We start from the raw sequence: 25,375 nt of genomic DNA, 5'->3' as shown, positions 1-25,375 counted from the left end.
CCTTCCCGCCGGGCCGCGAAGACCGCCGGACATTGGAACAACCGCGTACGAGTGTGACCTTTGTGACCTTTGGCCGCCCGGCGTCATACGAACCGCGCCATGCGCTTGGTCAGCAACGCCATCAGCGCCGGGTCCATGCAGGCATAATTGTCCGCAATATCAAGGCATATGACCCGCTTGCCGCCGAGATGCCGGCGGAACCGCCGCTGGACCCGCGTTCGATGCACGCGCTCCATGACAAAGATCGTGTCGGCCCATTCGATCAGTTCGCCGGTCAGCGGATTGTCGGCATCGGTACTGGTGCCGGCCGACGCGGTCTCCGTGCCGGGCAACTCGCTGAACATCGCTTCGGCGGTCGGGCTGCGCAGCCGGTTGCGGCTGCACACGAACAGCCAGTTCCTCACCCCCGGTACAGCGCGTCCAGCCGCTCGCCATACACGTCCTTCAACACATGCCGCCGAATCTTCAGACTGGGCGTCAACTGCTGGTTCTCGATCGTGAAGGGTTCGTCGGCGATGATGAATCGGCGGATGCGTTCGGTGACCGACAGGTCCTTGTTCACCCGCTCGACCGCCGCGCCCAGCGCCGCGCGATAGCCGCTGTCGTCGCGTAACCTGGCGAAGTCGCAGCGCGCGCCGCCCTTCGCACAGAATTGCTGGGTCCATTCGGCATCGGGCACGATCACCGCAACCATGTACGGCCGACGGTCGCCCGCGATCATCGCCTGCGCGATCTCGTTTTGCAGGGTCAGCATCCCCTCGACCTTTTGCGGGGCGACATTGTCGCCCTTGTCGTTGACGATGATGTCCTTCTTGCGATCGGTGATGCGGATGCGACCCTTGCCGTCGATCTCGCCGATGTCGCCGGTATGCAGCCAGCCGTCCTTCAGCACGCGCGCCGTCTCGGCCTCGTTGCGCCAATAGCCGTGCATGACCAGCTCGCCGCGCACCAGGATTTCGCCGTCCTCGGCGATGCGGACTTCGGTTTCGGCCAGCGGCGGTCCGACCGTGTCCATCTCGATCCCCGCCGCCGGGCGGTTGCACGAAATGACCGGCGCGGCTTCAGTCTGGCCATAGCCCTGGAGCAGGCACACCCCCATCGCTTCGAAGAAGTGGCCGACATCGGGATTGAGCGGCGCGCCGCCCGATACCATCGCCTTCAACCGTCCCCCGAACCGCTGCGCGATCTTCGGCTTGAGCAACTGATTGACCAGCAGCCTTGCCGGATAGTCGGTCAGGCGCGGGCCGTTCGGCCGGCTGCCGATCTCGATCGCCCGGTCGAGCAGCCATGATGACAGCCGCCCCTGTTTCTGCACGCCCTTGGTAATGCGCGTCCGCAACACCTCGAACAGGCGCGGCACGACGACCATGATCGTCGGGCGCACTTCCTCGATATTGCTGGCCAGCTTGTCGAGACCTTCGCTGTAATAGATCTGCCCGCCCAGCCCGATCGGAAAAAACTGCCCACCGGAATGTTCGTACGCATGGCTGAGCGGCAGGAACGACAGGAATATTTCGTCGCTCCAGCCGAAATCCTCGGCGATGACGGTGACGCACCCGTTGACGTTGTGCAGGATCGCGCCGTGGTGTTGCATCACCCCGCGTGGGCTACCCCCGGTGCCCGAAGTGTAGATGATGCAGGCCAGATCGTCGCGGGTGAAGTCCGCATCTGCCGCGACCTGCGCCGGATCTGCAGGGTGGCGGGCGATCAGATCGTGCCAGTCGTGGAATTCCAGACTGCCCTGCTGCGCGGTTCGCATGGGTTCGATCGTGATGATCTTTTCCGACGAATTGGTGGCGCGCAGCGCGGCGGGCAGGACGATGCGCGCCAGCTTTTCGGTCGATACGATGATCGCACAGGCACCCGAATTCTCGATGATATGGCCGTGGTCGCGGACGGTGTTGGTGACATAGGTCGGCACCGTCACGCACCCCGCCGCCATGATGGCGAGGTCGGAAATGCACCATTCGGGGCGGTTCTCGCTGACCAGCATCACCCGGTCGCCGCGCTTCAGCCCGATCGCCTTCAGCGCGGTCGCCAATGCCGCGACCTGCCGCGCGGCTTCGGCCCAACTCATCGACGCCCACTGGCCGCCGGCCTTGGTCCACAGGAACGGCGCGTCGCCACGCTCGCGCGCCCTCGTGAAGAACATCGCGACCAGATTGGGGAATCGTTCGAGCTGCCGGGCCATTCGTCGTCCTTCTCCTGCGGCCAAGGTGTAGGCAGGCGGCACCGGCTCGGCAATGTCCGAACGCGGGTGACGCAGCGGATCGTCTTGGGTAGACACCGTGGCCATGAGGAAACTGACGATCGCCGCCGCCCTGCTCGCCACCGTGTCGCTGGGGGGCTGCAACCTGTTGTCGCGCGGCAAGCCCGTCGTGGCGACCCCGGCGACATCCGCCGCTCCAGTGGCGGGCGCGCAGCAGAAGTTCGTCGTGACGGCCAATCCGCTGGCCAGCGAGGCGGGCATGGCGGTGCTGCGGCGCGGGGGCAGCGCGGTGGATGCAGCGATCGCGGTGCAGGCGATGCTGTCGCTGGTCGAACCGCAAAGCTCCGGTATCGGCGGCGGCGCGTTCATGACCTATTTCAATGCCAAGACCGGCAAGGTCGAGATCTATGACGGCCGGGAGGTTGCGCCTGCCGGGGCGTCGCCGACGATGCTGCTGGGGCAGGACGGCAAGCCGCTGCCCTTCGGCGAAGCGGTGCTCGGTGGCCGCGCGACCGGCGTGCCCGGGGCGGTGCGGATGCTGGGACAGGCGCATGCCGATCATGGGGCGATGGCGTGGGGACAGCTGTTCGACGATGCCGAGCGGACCGCGCGCAAGGGCTTCGTCATCTCGCCGCGCCTCGGCCGGTTCCTGACCGGTGGCTTCCCGCAATTGCAGGCGGAGGATGTCCGGCGTTATTTCAAGGGGAAGGACGGGGCGCTCGCCGCCACCGGCGACCGGCTCACCAACGATGCCTATGCCGATTTCCTGAAGCGGCTGGCGAAGCAGGGGCCGGACGCGCTCTATACCGGTGAGACCGCCAAACGCATCGTCGCGCGCACGACCAGCGGCACGCTGCCGGGCACGATGACGCTCGCCGACCTTGCCGCCTATCGCGCGGTCAAGCGCGATCCGCTGTGCGCGAACTGGCGCGTCTATATCGTCTGCACCCCGCCGCCGCCGTCCAGCGGTATCGGACTGATCGAGCTGCTCGGCATTCTTGGCCGCACCGATATCGACCAGCGCGGGCCGAACGATCCGCAAAGCTGGTTCCTGTTCGCCGAGGCGAGCCGGCTGATGTACGCCGATCGCGACCTGTATGTTGGCGATCCGAAGTTCGTGAACGTACCGGTCGCCGGGCTGCTGGCCCCGGCCTATCTGTCGGCGCGCGCGAAGCTGATCGGGGCGACCGCCGGACCGGCTCCGGTGGCGGGCGTGCCGGCAGGCGTCGTCACCGTGGCGGCGGACACCACCCGCGAACCGGCGGGGACGTCGCACTTCATCGTCGGCGATGCGGCGGGCAATGTCGTGTCGATGACGACGACGGTCGAAAGCATCTTCGGCAGCGGGCGGATGGTCGACGGCTTCTTCCTCAACAACCAGATGACCGACTTCGCCTTCTCCCCCATTGACGCGCAGGGCCGCGCCGCCGCGAATGCGGTCGCGCCCGGCAAGCGGCCACGGTCGTCGATGACGCCGCTGGTGATGATCGACCGGCAGGGCAAATTCGCGGGCGCGCTGGGGTCGGCGGGCGGCAATGCGATCCTCGCCTATGTCGGCAAGTCGCTGATCGGCGCGGTCGAATGGAAACTGCCGATGCAGGACGCGCTGTCGCTGCCCAACCTCGTCGCGCGCGGCGACAGCTTCCAGGGCGAGGTCACGAAATTCTCACCGCAGATCCTGAGCGCGCTGGCGGCGAAGGGCATCCGGTTGCAGCCGGGGCAGGGCGAGGATTCGGGACTGCACGGCGTGATCGTGCGGGACGGGAAGATCGATGGCGGTTTCGATCCGCGGCGCGAGGGCAAGGTGATCGTCGAGTAGAAGGTCGGTTCACGCGAAGGCGCGAAGGCGCAAAGAAGAAGCAGGACGGGTTCGCGCGGAGGCGCGGAGACGCGGAGGCGCGGAGACGCGGAGGGGGTGCGCACCGGGCGAGGCGGTCGCGATCGGCAGACCGTATCTCGCGTTGCCGCGATGGATGAGGCCGCTGACGCGGATGAGGTTGCCAGCGGCACGACCTTCTTCGCGCCTTCGCGTGAAACCCTAATTCTTCCGCCGTACCCGCGCGAAATGCTCCGCCCGTTCGAGCAGCAACGTCAGATCCTCCCGCGCGATATCGAACGCATCCGGCGTCTCGGCCAACGCCGCGTCGATATCCTCGACCCGGATCCCGTCCGGCTCGACCGCAGCGGCGATCGCGACCGGGGACGCCGGTTCGTGCGGATAGGTCAGCGCGGTCATCCGGTGATAGAACATACCGATCGACACCAGCGCGATCGAATTGATTCCGACCGGCGCGAAGGCAAAGGCATAGCCGGCGTCATGGATGCCCGCACTGCCGATCACCGCCGTCAGCGCCGCCGCCCCGCCCGGCGGATGCAGGCAACGGCATAGCGACATGACGAAGATCGCGCAGCCGACCGCGACCCCGGCGGCGACGGTCACGGCCGGGATCGCCTGAAATGCTGCCACGCCGACCAGCGTCGACAGGATGTTGCCGCCGACCACTGGCCATGGCTGTGCCAGCGGACTGGCCGGCACCGCGAATACCAGCACCGCCGATGCCCCGAGCGGCGCGACGATGATCGGCAGGTCGCCTTCGATCCACGGCACCTGCGCGCAGACGACCATGGTCAGCGCGATGCCGATCGCCGCGCCGATGCAGGCGATGATCCGCCGCCCGAACCCGGCATTGGCGAGCAGCGGCCGGAACAGCCGCATCACAATCCGGCGACGATCCGCCGGGCGAGGCCGGGGCCTTCGTAGACGAGCGCGCTGTACAGCTGGACGAGGCTGGCCCCGGCATCGAGCCGCCGCCGCGCCTCGTCCGCCGATCCGACGCCACCCGCCGAAATCAGCGGGATCGCGCCGCCCGCGATCTCGCGCGCCTCGACCAGCTTGGCGAGCGCCAGCCCTGCGAGCGGTGCGCCCGACAGCCCGCCGGTCTCGTTCGCGTTCGCCGATCGCAGCGTATCGGGGCGCGAGATGGTGGTGTTCGACACGATCAGCCCATCGACCCCGCCGTCGATCGCCGCGCGGACCGCGACCTCCATTCCGTCGCGCGACAGATCGGGCGCGACTTTCAGGAACAGCGGTACGCGCTTGCCTCCGACATGGCGGGCGGCGTCGCTGGCGGCGATCAACTGGCCCAGTTCGGGCTGCGATTGCAGGTCGCGCAGGCCCGGCGTGTTCGGGCTGGAAATGTTGATGGTGACATAATCGGCCAGCGGCGCCGCCTTCGCGACTGCCGTGCCGTAATCGGCGATGCGGTCGGTCGAATCCTTGTTCGCGCCGACATTGATGCCGATGATGCCGGGACGGGGGGTGAGCGCCGCGACCCGCGCCAGCGCCGCGTCGATCCCGCCATTGTTGAAGCCGAGGCGGTTCACCACGCCCCGGTCCTCGGGCAGGCGGAAGATGCGCGGTTTCGGATTGCCCGGCTGCGGCTTGGGCGTCAGCGTGCCGACCTCGACGAAGCCGAAGCCGAGGCCGAGAAAACCGGCGACTGCCCGCGCATCCTTGTCGACGCCTGCCGCCAGCCCGATCGGGTTGGGGAAGCGGATACCGGCGACCGTCACCGCATGGGCGACGTCGGTGCCGGGTGCCATCGGCGTCCCGGCTTTCCCCCACGCTTCCAGCATGGCGATCGTCAGTGAATGCGCGCGTTCGGCGTCGAGGGCGAAGAGGAGCGGGTGATACCATGCCATGGACGGCGCTGTATCGTTGGCGGGCGGCGGAAGGAAGATTCGGTTTCACGCGAAGGCGCAAAGGCGCGGAGAAGAAGAGTGGTTCACGCGGAGGCTCAGAGACGCGGAGGGTGTTGCGGTCGCTGCTTGTCTCGCGTCAGCGAGGCTGTCTTCCTTTGAGCACAGCCAGTAGCATGAAGGCCGCTGGCGCAGCTGACCTATCCGCAGGCACAACAGCCTCCGCGCCCTCGCGCCTTCGCGTGAAACCGAATCCTTATCCGACCGCTACAATCGATCACACCAATCGAAACATACCCGGTTGACCTATCGCCCCGCCACGACCACATGCCAATCCGACCGGAATGATCCGATTAAGGAAATCATGCGCCTTTCCAGCCTTGCCGACTATGCCGTCGTCCTGCTCGCCGCTACCGCGCGGCGGGGTGGGGATGCGCGCGCGACGGCGACGATGCTGGCGGAGGAGACCGGCCTGCCGCTGCCGACCGTGCAGAAACTGGTCAGCCGGCTGTCGGCCGCCGGGCTGATCGAGACGGGACGCGGCACCGGTGGCGGCTTCCGCCTCGCGCGGACGCCGGCCACGATCGATCTGGCGCAGATCATCGAGGCGATCGAGGGGCCGATCGCGCTGACCACCTGCGTCGATGCCGCGCGCCATGATTGCGCGGTGGAGACGAACTGCATGATCCGACCCCATGCCGGCACGGTCAACGCCGTGGTCCGGGGCGCTCTGGCGGGCGTGACGCTCGCCCAACTCGCGAACACCGGGGCGATGCCCCAAGAGGTAGTGTGATGGCCACGAAAAATGCCGAGGCGCTCGCCGCCGCAAACAAGAAGTACGAGTGGGGTTTCTCCTCGGACATCGAACAGGACTTCGCGCCCAAGGGGCTGAGCGAAGATACGGTCCGCTATATCAGCGCCAAGAAGAGCGAGCCCGAATGGATGCTCGACTGGCGGCTGAAGGCGTATCGCCTGTGGCTGACGATGGAGGCGCCCGACTGGTCGAAGCTGAACATCGATCCGATCGATTATCAGGACGCGTATTATTACGCCGAGCCGAAGGCGAAGCCGAAGCTCGGCTCGCTGGACGAGGTCGATCCAGAAATCCTGCGCGTCTATGAAAAGCTCGGCATACCGATCGAGGAGCAGAAGGTGCTCGCGGGCGTCGAGGGATCGCGCAAGGTCGCGGTCGATGCGGTGTTCGACAGCGTGTCGGTGGCGACCACCTTCCGCAAGGAACTCGAAGCCGCCGGCGTCATCTTCCGTTCGATCAGCGAAGCGATCCGCGAATATCCCGACCTGGTCCGCAAGTGGCTGGGCAAGGTCGTGCCGCAGCGCGACAATTTCTTTGCGACGCTCAACAGCGCGGTCTTTTCGGACGGGACGTTTGTGTACATTCCGGAGGGCGTGCGCTGCCCGATGGAGTTGTCGACCTATTTCCGGATCAACGCCGAAAATACCGGGCAGTTCGAACGCACGCTGATCGTCGCCGACAAGGGCAGCTATGTCAGCTACCTCGAAGGCTGCACCGCGCCGATGCGCGACGAGAACCAGCTGCACGCGGCGGTGGTCGAGCTGGTCGCGCTCGACGATGCCGAGATCAAATACTCGACCGTCCAGAACTGGTATCCCGGCGACGAGAACGGCAAGGGCGGCATCTACAATTTCGTGACGAAGCGCGCGCTGTGTCAGGGCAAGAACAGCAAGGTGTCGTGGACGCAGGTCGAAACCGGATCGGCGATCACGTGGAAATATCCGTCGTGCGTGCTGGCGGGTGAGAACAGCGTCGGCGAATTCTATTCGGTCGCCGTCACCAACAATCGCCAGCAGGCCGATACCGGTACCAAGATGATCCATCTGGGCAAGGGGTCGCGCTCGACGATCGTGTCGAAGGGGATCAGCGCCGGACGCAGCGACAATACCTATCGCGGGCTGGTGCGCGTTGCCCCCTCGGCGGAAGGGGTGCGTAACTTTACCCAGTGCGACAGCCTGTTGCTGGGCGACCAGTGTGGCGCGCACACCGTGCCGTATATCGAGGTGAAGAACCCCTCGGCACAGATCGAGCATGAGGCGACGACCAGCAAGATTTCCGAAGACCAGATGTTCTACGCGCGGCAGCGGGGGTTGGATTCGGAGGCGGCGGTCGCGCTGATCGTCAACGGCTTCGCCCGCGAAGTGCTGCAACAGCTGCCGATGGAATTCGCGGTCGAGGCGCAGAAGCTGCTCGGCATTTCACTGGAAGGGTCGGTGGGGTGATCCTGCTCGCACTGGCGCTACAGGCGGTCGCGCCGACCGCGCCCTATGCCGAATGCCTGTCGGAGCGGATCAATACCGATCCGCGCATGGCCAAGCCGCCGACCGAGGCTGTCGGGCGCGTCGCGATCTTCGACGATGCGGCCAAGGCCTGCGCCCCGGTGCGGGCGAAGGTGGCGAAGGCACACGGTCCGATGCTCGACAAGATCGATGCGTCGATGAAATCGGTGCTGACCAACCCGGATGCCGCCGAGGCCGAGTTCGGCACCGAACCGGTCGCGGGCACGATGCCCTAAGCTTTTGAGATACGCGGGTCAGGCCCGCACGAACAGGACGGAACATGCTGAAGATCGAAAACCTCCACGCCGAAATCGACGGCAAGGAAATCCTGAAGGGCCTGTCGCTGAGCGTGAACGCGGGCGAGATCCATGCAATCATGGGACCGAACGGCGCCGGCAAGTCGACGCTTGGCTATGTGCTGGGCGGGCGTCCGGGGTACGACGTGACCGAAGGCAGCGTTACCTTCGGCGGTGAAGACCTGCTCGACATGGATCCCGATGCCCGCGCCGCCGCCGGCCTGTTTCTCGGCTTCCAGTATCCGGTCGAGATCCCCGGCGTGTCGAACGTCCAGTTCCTGCGCGAAAGCCTGAACAGCCAGCGCCGCGCCCGCGACGAAAAGCCGCTGTCGGGTGCCGAATTCCTGAAGCTCGCCCGTGCGCAGGCCGATGGCCTTGGCATGGACATGGACATGATGAAGCGGCCGGTGAATGTCGGCTTTTCGGGCGGCGAGAAGAAGCGCAACGAGATGGTGCAGATGGGCATCCTCGACCCGAAGCTGGCGATCCTCGACGAGACCGACAGCGGCCTCGACATCGATGCGCTGCGCATCGTCGGCGATGGCATCAACCGCATCATGCGCCGTCCCGACAAGGGCGTGATCCTCATCACCCATTATCAGCGCCTGCTCGACTATGTGCAGCCCGACTTCGTTCACGTCCTTGCCGACGGGCGCATCGTGCGGTCGGGCGGCAAGGAACTGGCGCACGAGCTGGAACGCGAAGGCTATGGAGCGGTGGCGGCGTAATGGCCACGCTCCCCACGAACTCGCAAGAGGCGTTCCGCTGGACCGACCTTACCGCGCTGACCGCCGCTGCGGCATCGGTGCGCGGCGTGGCGGCGAGTGCCGATGGCTATTGGCTCGATCTTGCCGGCCCGCGGATCGTGTTCTTCGACGGCGCTTATGCGCCCGAACATAGTATGCCGGGGCATGTCGCGGTGTCGCCGTTGACTCTCGATACCGCGCACCCGCTGGGCGTGCAGGCATCGGGTGCGGCGGGCTGGTCGATCGACCTGTCGGCGGCCGAGATCGCGGAGCCGGTGCAGATCGTCCACATCGCGACCGGCGCGGAGAACCATCTTCCCGCGCGGCTGACGCTGGATGAGGATGCGGTCGCATCGGTCGTCGAAACCTATGTCGGCACCGGCTGGACCAATCGTCTGACCCAGATCGACCTCGAACGCGGCGCTCGACTGATGCGCAGCGTCCGCCTGCTCCAGTCGGATGGCTTCGTGTCGATCCGCGACGAAGCGGTGGTGGGGGAGGCGGCGAGCCTCGTCACCCAGTTCCTCGGCGCCGGTGGCATGGGCAGCCGCATCGACGCGCAACTGACGCTCGATGGGGACGCCGCGTTCGTCGATTATGGCGGCGCGCTGCTGACCCGCGAACAGCAGCGGCAGGAATGCGCCGTGGCCGTCCGCCACGCCGCGCTCAACGGTTCGAGCCGTCAGACATGGCGCGCGGTCGCCGCCGATCGCAGTCAGGCGAGCCTTGCCGCTCGCGTCGAGGTCGCCCGCGGTGCGCAGAAGACCGATGGCGAACAGTCGCTGCGCGGCTTGTTGCTCCAACGGACGGCGACGGTGAACCTGAAGCCCGAACTCGAAATCTTTGCCGACGATGTGAAGTGCGCGCACGGCGCGACCGTCGGCGAACTCGATGCGAAGGCGCTGTTCTACCTGCGCAGCCGGGGCGTCAGCGAGGCCCGGGCCAAGGCATTGCTGACCAGGGCGTTCGTTGCGGACTCGCTCGACCGGATCGGTGAGGATGTCGTGCGGGAAGCCTTCGCGGCCGATGCCGATGCATGGCTGGAGGCAGCGCTTTGAGCGAAACCACCCCCCTCGACCGCGTCAGCGACTTTCCGGCGATCCCTGCCGGCTGGTCCTATCTCGATACCGCCGCGACCTCACAGAAACCGCAGTCGGTGATCGATGCGATCACGCGTGGCTACGATACGACCTATGCCACGGTGCATCGCGGCGTGTATCAACGTTCGGCCGACATGACGCTTGCCTATGAGGCCGCGCGTCGCCGCGTCGCGTCGTTCATCGGTGCTGCCGCGTCAGAGGAATGCGTGTTCGTGCGTGGCGCGACCGAGGGGATCAATCTGGTCGCGCAGGGCTGGGCCGAACGCCATCTGAAGACCGGCGACCGCATTTTGCTGTCAATGCTCGAACATCATTCGAATATTGTGCCGTGGCAGTTGGTCGCCGAGCGGATCGGCGTCGCGATCGACGTCGTGCCGCTGACGCAGGACGGGCGGATCGATCTTGACGCGATGGCGGCGATGATCCGGCCCGAACACAGACTGGTTTCGCTGGCGCATGTGTCGAACGTACTGGGATCGATGCTCGACGGCCGCCGCGCCGCCGACATCGCCCATTCGGTCGGTGCGAAGCTGTTGCTCGACGGGTGTCAGGCGGTGCCCCGCGTTGCGGTCGACGTCGCCGCGCTCGATTGCGACTTCTATGTCTTCTCCGGGCACAAGCTGTACGGGCCGACCGGCATCGGCGTGCTGTGGGGTCGCGCGGAACTGCTGGAATCGATGCACCCGGTGCAGGGCGGCGGCGCGATGATCGACCGTGTGACCTTCGAACGCACCACCTATGCCCCGCCGCCCGCCCGGTTCGAGGCGGGGACGCCGCATATCGTCGGCGCGTTGGGGCTGCACGCCGCGATCGATTATGTGGAAAGCATCGGGCTGGAAGCGATCCACGCGCATGAAACCGCGCTGGTCGCCGCGACCCGCGAAGCGCTGGGCCGGATCAACTCCGTCCGACTACTCGGGCCGGACGATGCAGCCGGGATCGTCAGTTTCGTGGTTGAGGGGGTGCATCCGCACGATGTCGGCACCATCTTGGATGAGGAACGCGTCGCGATCCGCGCCGGCCATCACTGTGCGCAACCGCTGATGGACGTGCTGGGCGTCCCCGCCACTGCGCGGGCCAGCTTCGCCGTGTATAACGGACGGGCCGATGTCGACGCGCTGATACGCGGATTGGAACGAGTGAGCAGGATTTTCGGATGAACGACGAACGCAGCTTCGACGTCGAGGAAGTGACGGCGGTCACGCCGCCACCCCGCGCCCGCGTAACCGATGCGGAGGAGGCCCCGCCGCGTCGCCGCGACTATCTCGACGGATTTCTGGCGCAAAAGCCAGAACCGCAGCCGACGGGTGAGCCGGGTGGCGACCTGTACGAAGCGGTGATCGCTTCGCTCAAGGAAATTTTCGACCCGGAAATTCCGGTCAACATCTACGATCTTGGCCTGATCTACGGCGTCGACGTCGCGGACAACGGCCATGTTGCGGTGACGATGACGCTGACCACGCCGCATTGCCCGGTGGCGGAATCGATGCCGGCCGAGGTCGAATTGCGCGTTTCGGCGGTGCCGGGCGTCGCGACCGCCGATGTCAATCTCGTCTGGGATCCACCATGGGATCCGCAGAAGATGTCCGACGACGCCAAGCTCGAACTGGGAATGCTGTAATGGCTACGCGCCTCCGCCCCGCCGCGATCAACCTGACCGCCAATGCCGAACGGCGTGTCGCCGACCTGATGGCGAAGGCGCCTTCGCAAGCGATCGGGGTGAAGCTGTCGACGCCCCGGCGCGGCTGTTCGGGTCTTGCCTATTCGGTCGATTACGTGACCGCCGCCAATCCGATGGACGAACGCATCGAAACGGCGGGCGGGACCTTCTTCGTCGATGGCGGATCGATCCTCTATTTGATCGGTTCGACGATGGACTGGGTCGAGGACGATTTTACTGCGGGCTTCGTCTTCGCCAATCCGAATGCCAAGGGCGCGTGCGGGTGCGGGGAAAGCTTCACGGTCTGATCGTCCCATCGGGGGACGGGTGTGAAGCGTTTTCTATCGGTGTTGGCCGTGTGGCCGGGTGCGGCGGCAGCACAGGACGTGCCGGAGATCGTCGTTACCGGGCGAGGTCTGGCCGATGCGCCGGGCGACCGTGTCTATGACATCGTCACTATCGACCGCGACCGTATCCTGTCCTCGGCCAGCGGACGGGTCGAGGACGTGCTGCGCGACGTAGCCGGTCTCCAGCAATTTCGCCGGTCGGACTCGCGCACCGCCAACCCGACCAGCCAGGGCATCACCCTGCGCGGCCTTGGCGGCAATGCGTCCAGCCGCGCGCTCCTGCTGCTCGACGGTGTACCACAGGCCGATCCGTTCGGCGGCTGGGTCGCCTTTCCCGCCTATGCCACCGACCGGCTCGGACGGGTCCGCGTGACCCGCGGCGGTGGTAGTGGCGTCGCCGGACCGGGCGCGCTGGCCGGCACGATCGAACTCGACAGCGCTACGCCGGACGACCTGTCGCCGTTCGCCGGATCGCTCAGCTATGGCAGCCGGGAATCGATCGACGCGCGCGGTTCTGCCGGACTGACGCGGAGCGGCGGCTTCGCGACCCTGTCGGGAGCCTATGCCCGTGGCGACGGCTTCGTGCCCATCGTGGCCGACAGTCGTGGCCCCGCCGACCGTGCGGCCCCGTTCGAACAGGCCAGCGCCGCCGCCCGCGCGGTGGTGCAGGTCGGCGGGGCGACCGAGTTGCAGGCGAACGTGTCCGGCTTCACCGACCGTCGCGACCGCGGTCTCGATTTCACCGACAATCGCAGCGAAGGGGCCGATGCCAGCGTCCGGCTGGTCGGGCGTGGACCGACCGGCTGGTCGCTGCTCGGCTATCTCCAGACCCGCGCCTTTGCCAGTCGGTTCGCCAGCGTCGGGACCGGCCGCGTGACGACCGCGCTGACGCTCGACCAATATAATGTTCCCGCAACCGGTATCGGCGGCCGGGCTGAGATTGCGCCCGATTTCGGCAGCCTGTCGCTCCGATTGGGGGGCGACGTGCGCGTCGTCAGCGGCGAAACGCAGGAATTATACACCTACGTCGCGGGCAACCCTATCCGGCGGCGGGTCGCGGGTGGACGCAATACTACCGGCGGTCTGTTCGCCGACGCCAGCCTTGCTACCGGTGATGTCGTGCTGAATGCAGGTGGCAGGATCGATCGCTGGACGATCGCGACGGGACGATTACAGGAGTCATTGCTGACCGGCACGGCGCTTACCGATCAACGCTTCGCCACGCGCAGTGGCTGGCAGCCAACCGGACGGGCAGGGGTCGCATGGACACTCGACCCGGCGCTGACGGTCCGGGCGGCAGGCTATCGCGGTTGGCGGTTGCCGACGCTCAACGAGCTCTACCGTCCGTTCCGGGTTGGCGCCGACGCCACTGCTGCCAATGCCGCGCTGTCGCCGGAGACGTTGTGGGGCGGGGAGGTTGGTCTCGAACTTCGGCCTGCTGCCCGTACCCGCATCGCCGCGACCGGCTTTGCCAACGACCTGCGCGATGCCATAGCCAACGTGACCGTCGCCAATGGACCCGGCACCTTTGCGGGTGTCGGCTTCGTTTCAGCCGCCGGCGTCTTTCGCCGCCGCGCCAATCTCGATCATGTCCGGGTGCGTGGTGCCGAAATCGACGCATCGACCGGCTGGGGTGCTTGGAATGCGCGCCTGTCCTACGCCTATACCGATGCCCGGATCGTCGACAGTGGCGTACTCAATGGCTTCCGCCCAGCTCAGACGCCTGCCCATAGCGGCTCGGCAACGGTCGGTTGGCAGCGCACCGGTTGGCGGGCGGCGGCGACGCTTCGTTACATATCGAGCCAGTATGAGGACGATGCGAACCAGCGTCGTCTTGCCGATGCGACCACGCTCGACGCGGTTGTGGCGGTACCGCTGTTGCGCGGACTGTCGGTAGAGGGGCGGGCGGAAAATGTCGCCAACGCCCGGATCGAAGCAGCCGTCGGGGGCGATGGCGTGGTGGAACGCGCATCGCCACGGACGTTATGGCTGGGAATACGGTTAGGCGGCTGATCGAACCGCGGTCGTCAGGCCCCGGTTTGCGACGCCATGCTTCCGCGCGGCGCGACGATCGAAGGCGCGGGACCCGTCGCAGGGCGCAATGCTTCGCGCTCAGATGCCGGTACCGGCGCAGTCGGATCGGGACGGAAGGCTTCGGGCGCGCGGTCTCCCGTGGCAGCGCGCGGCTTGTCCAGTGCCAGATCGGGTGCGGCATGACCCTCGCCCGGTGCCTTGCGCCGCGCTAGCAGCACACCGAACAAACCGACCGCGATCCCCACGACCCCCAATGCCACGGTGCGCAGTGTCGAGACACCCGCCTTGCGGGATTTGGGCTTCTGTTTCTTATGCTTGGCCATCAATCTTACCTCTTGCCTGTCAACCGGTCCAACGACCGGGCCACGCGCAGGTTCAATCGTGGGCCAGCGTTTCCGACCGACGTACCGTCGCAGCTTCGCGGATCAGGCGCTGCTCGGTGGTGCGTTCGGCGCGCTCGGCCATTTCGGTCCACGCATGCTCGGCACGACGGCAACGGTCGCGGACATTGTCCAGCGTCGCGGCATCGGCATTGGCGCGTTCGACGGCGGCACGGGCGCGGTATGCTTCGGAGGTATCAGCCAAGGGGGCGGGACCTTTTTACTTGCTGGAGGAAGGTGCGGGCGGACGATCCGCCCGCACCCACGAACCGATCAGTCGGCGGCGGTCAGGTTCACCGCGCTCACGCGACCGCGGCGATCCTCTTCCAGCTCGAATCCGACGCGCTGGTTCTGGTTCAGCGTCACCATCCCGGCGCGCTCGACGGCCGAGATGTGGACGAAAGCATCTTCGCCGCCATTATCCGGGGCGATGAAGCCATAGCCCTTGTCCATGTTGAAGAATTTTACGGTGCCAAGCGTGGCCATGCAGGTTCCTTTCGATTTGCAGGCGACGGAACGCCCATCACCCGCGCCGTAGACAGCAGGGAAAGAAGGAACATGCCGCAAAGCAGGACACCATCGATTTGCGACTGTAGCAAAGGCTAAATGGGGATTGACCCGCCCCCTTGCAAGGGAGCGGGTCAATCGAACATTCAAACGGTCGTCGGAGGTCAGCGGCAGCGCACGTTGTTGCGATCGATGGCCTGACCACCTGCCGCCCCGGCTGCCCCGCCGAGCAACGCACCCAGCAACCCCGAACCGCCCGGACGCAGTGCCGATCCGAGCACACCACCCGCGATGCCGCCGATGATCAGGCCGGTCGTGCCATCGGTGCGGCGGCAATAATAGCGGCCGTCCTGCCCGACATACACCCGGTCGTTGCGCGACAGCCGGCGTTCGCGATAGCGCTGGTCGTCGCGGTAATAACGCGCAGCATCATAGCCGTTGTACGATGGATCGGGCCGGTCATAGTCATAGCGGCCATAGCCGGCATCGGCATAGCGCGGACCACCGCCGCCCATGCCGTAATCGGAACATCCGGAAACAAGGGTGGCAGCGGCGACGAGGCCGAGGGTAAGCGCACGCATGTCGACAGATCCTTCGCTTGATATCGATCAAGTCCGAATGCCGCGCGGGAAGGGTTGTTCCGTCGATCTCGTCCGTGTCGCCGGCTTTACCAGCGCCCGCCCGCCGCTTCGATCGCGGCCAACAACGTGCGCTTGCTGTCGGTTCGGTCGTTGCCGGGATTGCGCGGCAGTTCGGGATTGCCGAGCGCGGCGCGGCGGCGCGTCAAGGCCGTAGCGAACCCGGCAGGGTCCATGCACGGACCCGACCAATCCTCGCCATTCTGACTACAACTCCCGGATGCCCTAATCGCCTGCGCTTTCTTCGCTTATCAGCCGATCAAGATCGTCGCGGTCGACGTCGGGATGAGGGCGAAACAACAGCCGGGCCTGTTCGATACGGTGGCGAGCGCCTCGAACGGCGCGCGCCACCGGGTCACTCTGCCGCCTGCGCCCTTACCGGGTCCAGCAACGGCTTGAGATACTTCCCCGTAAAGCTCCCGTCGACCGCCGCGACCTTCTCGGGCGTGCCTTCGGCAACCACGCGACCGCCCTTCACGCCACCCTCCGGTCCCATGTCCAATATCCAGTCGGCGGTCTTGATGACGTCGAGATTATGTTCGATCACCACCACCGTATTGCCTTGCTCCACCAACTGGTGGAGCACTTCCAGCAATTTGCGCACGTCCTCGAAATGCAGGCCGGTGGTCGGTTCGTCGAGGATGTACAGCGTGTTGCCGGTCGCGCGGCGCGCCAGTTCCTTTGCCAGCTTGACCCGCTGCGCCTCGCCGCCCGACAGCGTCGTCGCCTGCTGCCCGACCTTGACGTACCCAAGGCCGACTTCGGCCAGCATCGCCATCTTGTCGCGGATCGGTGGCACCGCCTTGAAGAATTCGACCGCATCCTCGACCGTCATGTCGAGGACGTCGGCGATGCTCATCCCCTTGAATTTCACCTCCAACGTCTCGCGATTGTAGCGCGCGCCGTGACACACGTCGCAGGTCACATAGACGTCGGGCAGGAAGTGCATCTCGATCTTCAGCACGCCGTCGCCCTGGCACGCCTCGCACCGCCCGCCCTTGACGTTGAAGCTGAACCGGCCGGGCTTGTAGCCGCGCGCCTGCGCTTCGGGGAGGCCTGCGAACCAGTCGCGGATCTGGGTGAACGCGCCGGTATAGGTCGCCGGATTGGACCGCGGGGTGCGACCGATCGGCGACTGGTCGATGTCGATCACCTTGTCGAGATGTTGCAGCCCGGTGATCTTGTCATGCTTGCCCTGCACGATCCGCGCACCGTTCAGCGTGCGGGCGGCGGCGGCATAGAGGGTGTCGATCGTGAAGCTCGACTTGCCCGATCCCGACACGCCGGTGATGCAGGTAAAGGTGCCCAGCGGCAGCGACGCGGTGACGCCGGTCAGGTTGTTGGCGGTGGCATTGTGCACCGTCAGCTTCTTGCCATTGCCCTTGCGCCGCTTGTCGGGCAGCGGCACCGACCGGGTGCCGTTCAGATAGTCGGCGGTGATCGATCCCTTCGACTTCAGCAGCTGTTTCAGCGTCCCCTTGGCGACGACCTCGCCACCATGGACGCCCGCGCCCGGCCCCATGTCGATGACATAATCGGCGGTGCGGATCGCATCCTCGTCATGCTCGACGACCAGCACGGTGTTGCCGAGGTCGCGTAGCCGGCGCAGCGTCGCCAGCAGCATGTCATTGTCGCGCTGGTGCAGCCCGATCGACGGTTCGTCGAGCACATACAGAACCCCCGACAGCCCGCTGCCGATCTGCGACGCGAGGCGGATACGCTGGCTCTCGCCGCCCGACAGCGTGCCGCTGGTCCGGTCGAGGTTCAGATAATCGAGCCCGACATTGTTGAGGAAGCCGAGCCGCTCGACGATTTCCTTCAGGATCGACTGGGCAATCGCCTTTTGCTGCGCGTTGAAATGCTCGGGCAGCGATTCGAAGAACCGCAGCGCATCGACCACCGACAGGTGCGTGGCATAGGCGATGTCCTGCATCGCCACTTTCACCGCCAGCGCCTCGGGCTTCAACCGCGCGCCGTGGCAGGTCTCGCACGGCTGCGACGCCTGATATTTGGCCAGTTCCTCGCGCATCCACGCGCTTTCGGTCGACAGCATCCGGCGGTTGAGGTTGCCGAGCACGCCTTCGAACGGCTTCTTGACGTCATACGCCTTCTTGCCGTCGATGAAGGTCAGCGTCACCGGCTTGCCGGCGGTGCCGTGCAGGATCACCCGCTGCGCTTCCTCGGGCAGATCCTTCCACCCGGTGTCGAGCGAGAAGTCGTACGCCTTGGCCAGCGATCCCAGCACCTGCATGTAATAGGGGGAGGGCGGGTTGGACTTCGCCCACGGCACCACCGCACCCTTCTTGATCGACAATTCGTGGTTCGGGACGATCAGGTCCTCGTCGAACTCCAGCCGTTCGCCAAGACCGTCGCAGGCCGGGCAGGCCCCTTGCGGTGCGTTGAAGCTGAACAGGCGCGGCTCGATCTCGCTGATCGTGAAGCCGCTGACCGGGCAGGCGAATTTTTCGGAAAAGACGATGCGGTTGTCGGGGATGCCGGCACCCTTCAGCTTGCCGGTCTGCGGTGCGGCCTCGGTCGCGCGGTCGCCCTGTTCGCTGGCGATCGGTGGGTTGCCCGGCTGCGCCTCCGCCACCGTCGTTTCCAGCAGATCGACATAGGCGAGGCCGTCGGCCAGCTTCAGCGCGGTCTCGAAGCTCTCGGCCAGCCGCGTCGCCGCATCGGGGTTCACGACTAGCCGGTCGACCACGACCTCGATGTCGTGCTTGAACTTCTTGTCGAGCGCGGGCGCATCCTCGATCAAATGGACTTCGCCATTGACCCGCACCCGCTGGAATCCGGCCTTCTGCCATTCGGCCAGTTCCTTGCGATACTCGCCCTTGCGCCCGCGCACGACCGGCGCGAGCAGCAGCAGCCGCGTCCCTTCGCGCAGCGCCAGCACCCGGTCGACCATCTGGCTGACCGTTTGCGCACTGATCGGCAGGCCGGTGGCGGGGGAGTAGGGCACGCCGACCCGCGCCCACAGCAACCGCATGTAATCGTAGATTTCGGTGACCGTCGCGACCGTCGATCGCGGATTGCGGCTGGTCGTCTTCTGCTCGATCGAAATCGCCGGCGACAGCCCCTCGATATGTTCGACGTTCGGCTTCTGCATCAGTTCGAGGAACTGGCGCGCATAGGCCGACAGCGATTCGACATAACGCCGCTGCCCTTCGGCATAGATGGTGTCGAAGGCGAGGCTGGACTTGCCCGAACCCGACAGGCCGGTGATGACCGTCAGCGTATCGCGCGGGATGTCGATATCGACACCCTTGAGGTTATGCTCCCGCGCACCGCGGACGGAGATATGGGTCAGGCTCATGCGGTCCGTTCTATCTTCGTTCTTGTGGATTTACCAGCGGATGACATGGGGGTGCCGCCTGCCGGTTTCGAGGGGGCCTTGCCACGCCAGTCGAGCGAGCGGCGGTTCAGCTCGGTCAGGTCGACCAAGCCGGCAATCACCGCTTCGCCCAGCGCGACCGCGCGCGCCAGCGCCGCCGGATCGGCATGGACATAGGCCGGACCCGCGCTGACATGATCATACCATACGCCGCCGAACGCATTGTCGAGCAGGATCCGCTGGAAACAATGATCGACCCGCACCGGCCAGCCGCGTGTCCCCGCCAACCCCGGCAGTTCGCGCCGTGTCAGGTCGAGCCACCGCGCCTGCATCGCATCGGGGATCATGCTGGCAGGTCGACCGAGATCCGCCGCCAGCGCGCCTCGACGAAGCTGTAGATGCCGAAGGCGACGAAGCCGAGACCGGTCGCGGTCAGCAGCCACCGCCCCCCGGTCTGGCTTTGCAGCGTCGCCAGCGCATGGGCCATGCCGCCCGCCTCGTCGGCATCGGCGGCCCACGCCGCGCTGACGAAGAACAGGGCGATCAGCGCGAACACCAGCCCCCGCGCGCCATAGCCGATGCGGCCGATGGTGCAGACATGCTGGGGCACCGGCGTCCCCCCTGACAATTCGCGCGCGAAGCTGCCGTCCCACGCCTTCTTCGCCTGTTGCAGCGCCGCGCCGAGCAGCCCGGCGGCGACTAACGCGACCAGCACCCGTCCCAGCGGCTGGCCAAGCAGCCATGCCGTCCAGTCGCGAGTGCTTTCCTCGCCACCGACCCGGCCGCCCGCTTCGCGCGCATGAACCGCCAGTTTCGCGGCGGTCCACGCAAGGATGACGTGGGCGATGCCGCTGATCGCGTGGCCTGCGCGCTTGAACGCACCCTTGGCGGTCGTGCCCTGCGCTTGCGGATCGGTGATCGCCTCGGCCAGCCGCCACAGCGCATAGCCGGCAAGTCCCGCCGCCATCGCCGCCAATATCCATTCGCCGAACGGTTCGTCGGCCAGGCTGGCGATCGCACCCTGATTGTCGCCGACCTTGCCCCCGCGCAGCGCCGCATCGATCGCGAACCATCCGACAAGGCAATAGACGATTCCCCGCGCCGCAAAGCCCAGTCGGGCAAGGAGCGTGGCGCCGTGTCGGGTGGTCATCACGCAAGCCTTTCAGATCGTTTCGCCGCGCCAACCATTTACGAAGGGGTGCGGTTCCGGTCCGCACCGACGCTTGCGCTGTCACGGCACCGCTGTCAGCTTTGCGGCAGGGAATGGGGGAGTAGGTAATGCGACTGTTGCTGTCGGCTGCGCTGTTGATCGGGCCAGGGAGCGCGACGCCGCCGCCATTGGCACCGGCCAGCCGCTGGACCGTCGAATATGCCGAGAAGATGTGCGTCGTCAGTCGCGGTTATGGCGACCCCGCGCATCCGGTGATCGTCGCGTTCAAGCCCACACCGTTCAGCGATCAACTGCAATCCGTGATCCTCGGCAGCCGCGCGCAACTGGGTAAGGAAGGATCGCTCGATCTGGCATTGGAGGCACCCGGGCGCACCTTCGACAAGAAGCAGCCGGGAACCCGGGTCTATTTTCCGGACGGCGACAGGGCGGTGCTGACCTATTATATCAGCCGCGCCGCATTCGAAGGTCTGGTCGATGCCCCGACCTTTACCGTGCGTCCGAAAAGCGGGCCGGTCATCTCCGTGGCGCTGGCCCTGAACAAGCCGCTGCTGGCCGCGCTGGAGAAGTGCGAGGTCAATTTGATGGTGCAGCTGGGCTATGATCCCAAGAATCTGGCAGCCGTCGTTACCCGGGCCACGAGCAATAGTCCGGCCGAATGGATCACGCAGGACGATTATCCCGAATCGGCGCTGATGCAACATGAGCAGGGCATGGTGGTCATCGCATGGACGATTTCGACCGTTGGCCGCGTGACCGACTGCAAAATCCTGCAGTCGTCGGGATCGAACGATCTCGACAAGGCTGCCTGCGGTGCCATTCTCCGGCGGGGCCGTTACAGCCGCCCCGCACTCGATGCCGCGGGCAATCCGGTGGAGTCCTATTCGACCCGGCGCGTCATGTGGCTGTTGCCGCGAGGCGGATAGTCATTACCGCCGCCCGAACGGCAGCAACGCCTCATACACCGCCAATGGCGGCTTGCCCTCCACCGCCACCCCCTGCCGCAGCAAAAAGGCTTGGCGGACGATCTCCGCCTGCTGCTCGATCCCGTATGCTGCGAACGGCTTTCCCGGCACGATGGCATAGCGATAGCTGCACAGCGGATGCCGCATCAGCGGCAGCCAGTATCGCCCGCGATGCTGGGTCTGATGGATATGCATCATCTCATGCAGGAACAGCGCCGCCAGATCGCGGCCCGCGCTCGCGAAATCGTCACGATACAGCGTGCCGCCCGGATGAAAATGGATGCAGCCGGTCGGTGCCATCGCAACCTGTTTCGGCTGAAAGAACGCCCATTTGGCATTCGCCACCCGCGCCCGATCATAGGCGATCTCCTCGCCGAACATCGTACGGGCAAGCTCGATTTCGGAAGCGGTCAGGGGCCGGCGCATCACCTGCAGATGGTGGCGGGGGACACGCCCGTAAAGGACGCGGCCCCCGCCTCCCGATCAGAAGCGATAGCCGATCGCGAATTGCAGGATCGGATAGACCTTCACCTTGTCGATGTCGTTCTGCAACGAACGCCGCTCGATCTCTAGGTCTTGACGGAAAGTTGCATTGTCGCGTGCCGTGCCGGTGGCGGTGAAGGTGTCGAGCTTCATCGCGCCCTGAAACAGCGCCCCCGCCTCGAACCCGAACATGAAGCCGCGACGGTTTTGGCCCGACCAGCCGAGCGTCAGCACGGGCGAGATCTTGTTCGGTTCGGCGCGACCGCTCAACGTGCCGACCTGCGCGGCGGTATAGTCGTTGTTACCCAGCGTCGCTCCGTCATTGGGCGTCGCCGACACTTCGACCGCGTTGCGATTGATGCGCGCGCCGCCCGACAGCCGGAAATTGCCACCGAAGGGATAGACGTCGACCATGGCGCCGAACGACTTCAGTTTGATGCTGCCGTCATAATCGGCGTCCTCGGATTCGAACGATCCGTTGACGTTCAGGAAGCCGGCGCTGCCGCGGATGCCGAGATGGTCCGAAAAGCGGAAGCCGACTTCCGGCCCGACGCCGAGCGACCCGGCGCTCAGCGCAACCGACACCGTCGACGATGGATCGGTTTCGGCCGGACCGGTCTGCGCCGCGGCCGGCAGGGCGAGCGCGAACGAGCCGCAGATCGCGGCGGCAAAAAGGGTCTTCATGCTATTCCCCCCGGAACAGGTTGGTGCCGACAGCGGCTGGCCGGCATCGCCGCGTCTCTATCGACCGCCCGGTCGGCAGCTATCCTTCAAACGGGGTAGGGTGGGTGGTCCATTCGGTGGAGGATGGGCGATCCGACGGGCAAAAGTCTGTTTGAAAACTCGCGAAAGAGCGAGTTTCGAGGCGGCACCNCCCGCTCCCCCGTCCCACCACCCACAGGATACGCTCGATGGGTGGTGGGGAGGGGGAGCGGGCCGGTGCCGCAAAACGCGCAATCGCGCGTTTTCAAACAGGCTCTCAGGGTGCCGGATCGCCCGCGGCGACCAGTCGGGCATCGACCGTCACCTTCGTCCCGTCGTCGAATCCGAAGGTCAGCGGGACCGTGCCGCCCGCCCGCAGATCGTTCGACAGGCCGAACAACATGATATGTTTGCCGCCGGGGTCGAAGCCGACGGTCCCCTTGATCGCGACCTTGGGAAGCGGTTGCATCGCCATCATGCCGCCATGGCTCGCCATGCTCTCATGCAGTTCGGCGCGCGCGACCGCCGGGCTGGCGACACTGGTAAGTACGTCGTTTCCGGACGATCCGCCCCGAACGATCGCATAGCCCGCCGCCGGCCGTCCCGGCACGGCGGGCAGCCTTACCCAGGCGTCCCGAACGCTCGGCGCTTGCTGGCATCCGGCCAGCAGGATCGTCGCCATCAACGCCATCCACCGTGTCTTCACGCCCACGCTCCCGATCCGATACGGTTCCCTATGCCGCGCATAATCTTGCGGCAAGCCGAACCCTGCCTATATCCGCCTCCGGAACGACCCGCTTGGCACCTCCCCGTGCCGGTCGGGCCAGACATTATTTCAACCCGGGGGCCAATGAGGGACCATGGCTAAAGTTATCGGTATCGATCTGGGCACGACGAACAGCTGCGTCGCGGTGATGGAGGGCGGTAGCCCCAAGGTCATCGAGAACGCCGAAGGCGCGCGGACCACGCCGTCGATCGTCGCTTTCGCCAAGGATGGCGAGCGTCTGATCGGCCAGCCGGCCAAGCGTCAGGCAGTGACGAACGGCGACAACACGATCTTCGCAGTGAAGCGCCTGATCGGCCGCCGCTTCGACGATCCGGTCACCAAGAAGGACACCGAACTGGTTCCCTACACCATCGCGCGCGGGCCGAACGGCGATGCGTGGGTGAAGGCGGGCGGCGAGGAATATTCGCCGTCGCAGATCAGCGCGTTCATCCTGCAGAAGATGAAGGAAACGGCGGAGTCGTATCTCGGCGAAACCGTGACGCAGGCGGTCATCACCGTCCCTGCCTACTTCAACGATGCCCAGCGTCAGGCGACCAAGGACGCCGGCAAGATCGCCGGTCTCGAAGTCCTGCGCATCATCAACGAACCGACGGCGGCGGCGCTCGCCTACGGCCTCGACAAGGACAATAACAAGACCATCGCGGTCTATGACCTTGGCGGCGGCACCTTCGACATCTCGGTCCTCGAGATCGGCGACGGTGTGTTCGAGGTGAAGGCGACCAACGGCGACACCTTCCTCGGCGGCGAAGATTTCGACGCGAAGATCGTGCAGTTCCTCGCCGACGAGTTCAAGAAGATCGAAGGCATCGATCTGACCAAGGACAAGCTGGCGCTTCAGCGGCTGAAGGAAGCCGCCGAAAAGGCGAAGATCGAGCTGTCTTCGGCGCAGACGACCGAAGTCAACCTGCCGTTCATCACGGCGGATGCGACGGGTCCGAAGCACCTCGTCAAGTCGATCACCCGCGCCGACCTCGAACGGCTGGTCGAGGATCTGGTGAAGCGCACGCTCGAGCCGTGCAAGAAGGCGCTGGCCGATGCCGGCGTGCAGGCGAGCGCGATCGATGAGGTCGTGCTGGTCGGTGGTATGACGCGCATGCCGCGCGTCCGCGAAGTCGTGAAGCAGTTCTTCGGCAAGGAACCGCACACTGGCGTGAACCCCGACGAGGTCGTGGCGATCGGTGCCGCGATTCAGGCGGGCGTGCTGCAGGGCGACGTGAAGGACGTGCTGCTGCTCGACGTGACCCCGCTGTCGCTGGGCATCGAGACGCTGGGCGGCATCATGACCCGCATGATCGACCGCAACACCACCATCCCGACCAAGAAGTCGCAGGTCTATTCGACCGCCGACGACAATCAGGGGGCGGTGACGATCCGCGTGTTCCAGGGCGAGCGCGAAATGGCGCAGGACAACAAGATGCTGGGCCAGTTCGATCTGGTCGGCATTCCGCCCGCGCCGCGCGGCGTGCCGCAGATCGAGGTCACGTTCGACATCGACGCCAACGGCATCGTCAACGTGTCGGCCAAGGACAAGGGCACCGGCAAGGAACAGCAGATCCGCATCCAGGCATCGGGTGGTCTGTCGGACAACGACATCGACCAGATGGTGCGGGACGCCGAACAGTTCGCGGAAGAGGACAAGAAGCGTCGCGCTTCGGCCGAAGCCCGCAACAACGCGGAATCGCTGATCCACACCACCGAGCGTCAGCTGGCCGATAACGGCGACAAGGTCGACGCGTCGCTGAAGTCGGAGATCGAAGCCGCGGTCGCCGAGACCAAGGCAGCGGTCGAAAGCGGTGACAGCGACCGCATGACCGAAAAGAGCCAGGCGCTGGCGCAGGTTGCGATGAAGCTGGGTCAGGCGATCTACGAAAAGCAGCAGCAGGCCGAAGCCTCGCCCGCTGCCGACACCGCGCAGGAGAAGAAGGCCGACGACGACGTCGTCGACGCCGAATTCTCGGAAGTCGACGACAGCCGCAAGGCGTAAAACGGAACGCCCCTCCCTCT

26 protein-coding genes are annotated in these 25,375 nt (G+C 65.9%); 12 read left to right on the top strand and 14 right to left on the bottom strand.

Annotated features, from left to right (window positions below; genetic code table 11):
* Positions 1 to 83: 83 nt before the first annotated feature.
* Both ASE91_RS17300 and ASE91_RS17295 read right to left on the bottom strand, forming a co-directional pair.
* Positions 84 to 404 carry a low molecular weight protein tyrosine phosphatase family protein gene (locus ASE91_RS17300; RefSeq protein WP_056628429.1) on the bottom strand — a complete coding sequence of 107 codons (321 nt, stop codon included), beginning with the start codon at positions 402 to 404 and terminating at the stop codon, positions 84 to 86.
* A complete protein-coding gene (locus tag ASE91_RS17295; protein ID WP_056628423.1) occupies positions 401 to 2,191 on the bottom strand; it encodes an AMP-dependent synthetase/ligase in 1,791 nt (596 codons plus the stop codon). The genes ASE91_RS17300 and ASE91_RS17295 overlap by 4 nt, the downstream gene beginning before the upstream one ends.
* A gap of 103 nt (positions 2,192 to 2,294) precedes the next feature.
* Here ASE91_RS17295 and ASE91_RS17290 point away from each other — a divergent pair, with 103 nt between their 5' ends.
* The gene (locus ASE91_RS17290; RefSeq protein ID WP_056628421.1) at positions 2,295 to 4,028 is read left to right on the top strand and encodes a gamma-glutamyltransferase family protein; all 1,734 of its coding nucleotides are present in this window, start codon (positions 2,295 to 2,297) and stop codon (positions 4,026 to 4,028) included.
* 219 nt (positions 4,029 to 4,247) lie between these two features.
* On the opposite strand, the gene ASE91_RS17285 is transcribed toward ASE91_RS17290, so the two are convergent.
* Entirely contained in the window at positions 4,248 to 4,925 is a 678-nt protein-coding gene (locus tag ASE91_RS17285; RefSeq protein ID WP_056628418.1) for an HPP family protein, read from the bottom strand.
* Positions 4,925 to 5,911 (bottom strand): quinone-dependent dihydroorotate dehydrogenase, encoded by a 987-nt coding sequence (locus ASE91_RS17280; RefSeq protein ID WP_056628415.1) that lies wholly within the window; start codon positions 5,909 to 5,911, stop codon positions 4,925 to 4,927. The genes ASE91_RS17285 and ASE91_RS17280 overlap by 1 nt, the downstream gene beginning before the upstream one ends.
* A gap of 361 nt (positions 5,912 to 6,272) precedes the next feature.
* Between ASE91_RS17280 and ASE91_RS17275 the strand changes: the two genes are divergently transcribed.
* The 9 genes from ASE91_RS17275 to ASE91_RS17235 are packed head-to-tail and all read left to right on the top strand — an operon-like array spanning position 6,273 to position 14,383.
* Positions 6,273 to 6,701, top strand: a complete 429-nt coding sequence (locus tag ASE91_RS17275) for an RrF2 family transcriptional regulator (RefSeq protein WP_056004636.1) — start codon at positions 6,273 to 6,275, stop codon at positions 6,699 to 6,701.
* Positions 6,701 to 8,164 (top strand): Fe-S cluster assembly protein SufB, encoded by a 1,464-nt coding sequence (gene sufB / locus ASE91_RS17270; protein ID WP_056628412.1) that lies wholly within the window; start codon positions 6,701 to 6,703, stop codon positions 8,162 to 8,164. The genes ASE91_RS17275 and sufB overlap by 1 nt, the downstream gene beginning before the upstream one ends.
* On the top strand, positions 8,161 to 8,457 hold the full coding sequence (locus tag ASE91_RS17265) for a hypothetical protein (protein ID WP_056628408.1): 297 nt from the start codon (positions 8,161 to 8,163) through the stop codon (positions 8,455 to 8,457). The genes sufB and ASE91_RS17265 overlap by 4 nt, the downstream gene beginning before the upstream one ends.
* Before the next feature lie 44 nt (positions 8,458 to 8,501).
* Positions 8,502 to 9,245 carry a Fe-S cluster assembly ATPase SufC gene (sufC, locus tag ASE91_RS17260; protein WP_056628406.1) on the top strand — a complete coding sequence of 248 codons (744 nt, stop codon included), beginning with the start codon at positions 8,502 to 8,504 and terminating at the stop codon, positions 9,243 to 9,245.
* Positions 9,245 to 10,321: a SufD family Fe-S cluster assembly protein gene (locus ASE91_RS17255; RefSeq protein ID WP_056628403.1), complete on the top strand. Its 1,077-nt coding sequence runs from the start codon at positions 9,245 to 9,247 to the stop codon at positions 10,319 to 10,321. Before sufC ends, ASE91_RS17255 begins: the two co-directional genes overlap by 1 nt.
* On the top strand, positions 10,318 to 11,523 hold the full coding sequence (locus ASE91_RS17250) for a cysteine desulfurase (protein WP_443024556.1): 1,206 nt from the start codon (positions 10,318 to 10,320) through the stop codon (positions 11,521 to 11,523). The genes ASE91_RS17255 and ASE91_RS17250 overlap by 4 nt, the downstream gene beginning before the upstream one ends.
* Complete coding sequence (locus tag ASE91_RS17245; protein WP_056628397.1) at positions 11,520 to 11,984, top strand: SUF system Fe-S cluster assembly protein; 465 nt, start codon at positions 11,520 to 11,522, stop codon at positions 11,982 to 11,984. The genes ASE91_RS17250 and ASE91_RS17245 overlap by 4 nt, the downstream gene beginning before the upstream one ends.
* On the top strand, positions 11,984 to 12,331 hold the full coding sequence (locus tag ASE91_RS17240) for a HesB/IscA family protein (RefSeq protein ID WP_056628394.1): 348 nt from the start codon (positions 11,984 to 11,986) through the stop codon (positions 12,329 to 12,331). Before ASE91_RS17245 ends, ASE91_RS17240 begins: the two co-directional genes overlap by 1 nt.
* A 21-nt stretch (positions 12,332 to 12,352) precedes the next feature.
* On the top strand, positions 12,353 to 14,383 hold the full coding sequence (locus tag ASE91_RS17235; protein ID WP_056628391.1) for a TonB-dependent receptor plug domain-containing protein: 2,031 nt from the start codon (positions 12,353 to 12,355) through the stop codon (positions 14,381 to 14,383).
* Positions 14,384 to 14,397: 14 nt separating this feature from the next.
* On the opposite strand, the gene ASE91_RS17230 is transcribed toward ASE91_RS17235, so the two are convergent.
* The 7 genes from ASE91_RS17230 to ASE91_RS17200 form a co-directional block, all read right to left on the bottom strand.
* Entirely contained in the window at positions 14,398 to 14,727 is a 330-nt protein-coding gene (locus ASE91_RS17230) for a hypothetical protein (RefSeq protein ID WP_056628388.1), read from the bottom strand.
* A gap of 52 nt (positions 14,728 to 14,779) precedes the next feature.
* Complete coding sequence (locus ASE91_RS17225) at positions 14,780 to 14,989, bottom strand: hypothetical protein (protein ID WP_056004559.1); 210 nt, start codon at positions 14,987 to 14,989, stop codon at positions 14,780 to 14,782.
* A 68-nt stretch (positions 14,990 to 15,057) separates the two neighbouring features.
* Positions 15,058 to 15,270 carry a cold-shock protein gene (locus ASE91_RS17220; RefSeq protein ID WP_056004561.1) on the bottom strand — a complete coding sequence of 71 codons (213 nt, stop codon included), beginning with the start codon at positions 15,268 to 15,270 and terminating at the stop codon, positions 15,058 to 15,060.
* Positions 15,271 to 15,455: 185 nt separating this feature from the next.
* A complete protein-coding gene (locus tag ASE91_RS17215) occupies positions 15,456 to 15,872 on the bottom strand; it encodes a glycine zipper 2TM domain-containing protein (RefSeq protein WP_056004563.1) in 417 nt (138 codons plus the stop codon).
* A 412-nt stretch (positions 15,873 to 16,284) separates the two neighbouring features.
* Positions 16,285 to 19,248 carry an excinuclease ABC subunit UvrA gene (gene uvrA, locus ASE91_RS17210; RefSeq protein WP_056628385.1) on the bottom strand — a complete coding sequence of 988 codons (2,964 nt, stop codon included), beginning with the start codon at positions 19,246 to 19,248 and terminating at the stop codon, positions 16,285 to 16,287.
* Positions 19,245 to 19,613, bottom strand: coding sequence for a GCN5-related N-acetyltransferase (locus ASE91_RS17205; RefSeq protein WP_200911276.1), 369 nt, complete (start codon positions 19,611 to 19,613; stop codon positions 19,245 to 19,247). The genes uvrA and ASE91_RS17205 overlap by 4 nt, the downstream gene beginning before the upstream one ends.
* Entirely contained in the window at positions 19,610 to 20,416 is an 807-nt protein-coding gene (locus ASE91_RS17200; RefSeq protein ID WP_056628383.1) for a DUF1206 domain-containing protein, read from the bottom strand. Before ASE91_RS17200 ends, ASE91_RS17205 begins: the two co-directional genes overlap by 4 nt.
* 128 nt (positions 20,417 to 20,544) lie before the next feature.
* Here ASE91_RS17200 and ASE91_RS20775 point away from each other — a divergent pair, with 128 nt between their 5' ends.
* The gene (locus ASE91_RS20775; RefSeq protein WP_056628380.1) at positions 20,545 to 21,360 is read left to right on the top strand and encodes an energy transducer TonB; all 816 of its coding nucleotides are present in this window, start codon (positions 20,545 to 20,547) and stop codon (positions 21,358 to 21,360) included.
* Positions 21,361 to 21,363: 3 nt separating this feature from the next.
* Here the strand turns inward: ASE91_RS20775 and ASE91_RS17190 are convergent, their stop codons facing one another.
* The 3 genes from ASE91_RS17190 to ASE91_RS17180 all read right to left on the bottom strand — a co-directional run bounded on the left by ASE91_RS17190 (position 21,364) and on the right by ASE91_RS17180 (position 23,290).
* Positions 21,364 to 21,828: a vgr related protein gene (locus tag ASE91_RS17190; protein ID WP_156357898.1), complete on the bottom strand. Its 465-nt coding sequence runs from the start codon at positions 21,826 to 21,828 to the stop codon at positions 21,364 to 21,366.
* 54 nt (positions 21,829 to 21,882) lie between these two features.
* Positions 21,883 to 22,566, bottom strand: a complete 684-nt coding sequence (locus ASE91_RS17185) for a hypothetical protein (RefSeq protein ID WP_056628374.1) — start codon at positions 22,564 to 22,566, stop codon at positions 21,883 to 21,885.
* A gap of 295 nt (positions 22,567 to 22,861) precedes the next feature.
* Positions 22,862 to 23,290, bottom strand: coding sequence for a copper chaperone PCu(A)C (locus ASE91_RS17180; protein WP_235530544.1), 429 nt, complete (start codon positions 23,288 to 23,290; stop codon positions 22,862 to 22,864).
* Between the two features lie 154 nt (positions 23,291 to 23,444).
* Here ASE91_RS17180 and dnaK point away from each other — a divergent pair, with 154 nt between their 5' ends.
* The gene (dnaK, locus tag ASE91_RS17175; RefSeq protein ID WP_056004574.1) at positions 23,445 to 25,355 is read left to right on the top strand and encodes a molecular chaperone DnaK; all 1,911 of its coding nucleotides are present in this window, start codon (positions 23,445 to 23,447) and stop codon (positions 25,353 to 25,355) included.
* Positions 25,356 to 25,375 lie beyond the last annotated feature (20 nt).

This window comes from Sphingomonas sp. Leaf62 (assembly GCF_001421915.1).
Classification (GTDB): domain Bacteria; phylum Pseudomonadota; class Alphaproteobacteria; order Sphingomonadales; family Sphingomonadaceae; genus Sphingomonas.
Note: the sequence above shows the minus strand (reverse complement) of the source record. Positions and strands in the feature narration are given on the sequence as shown.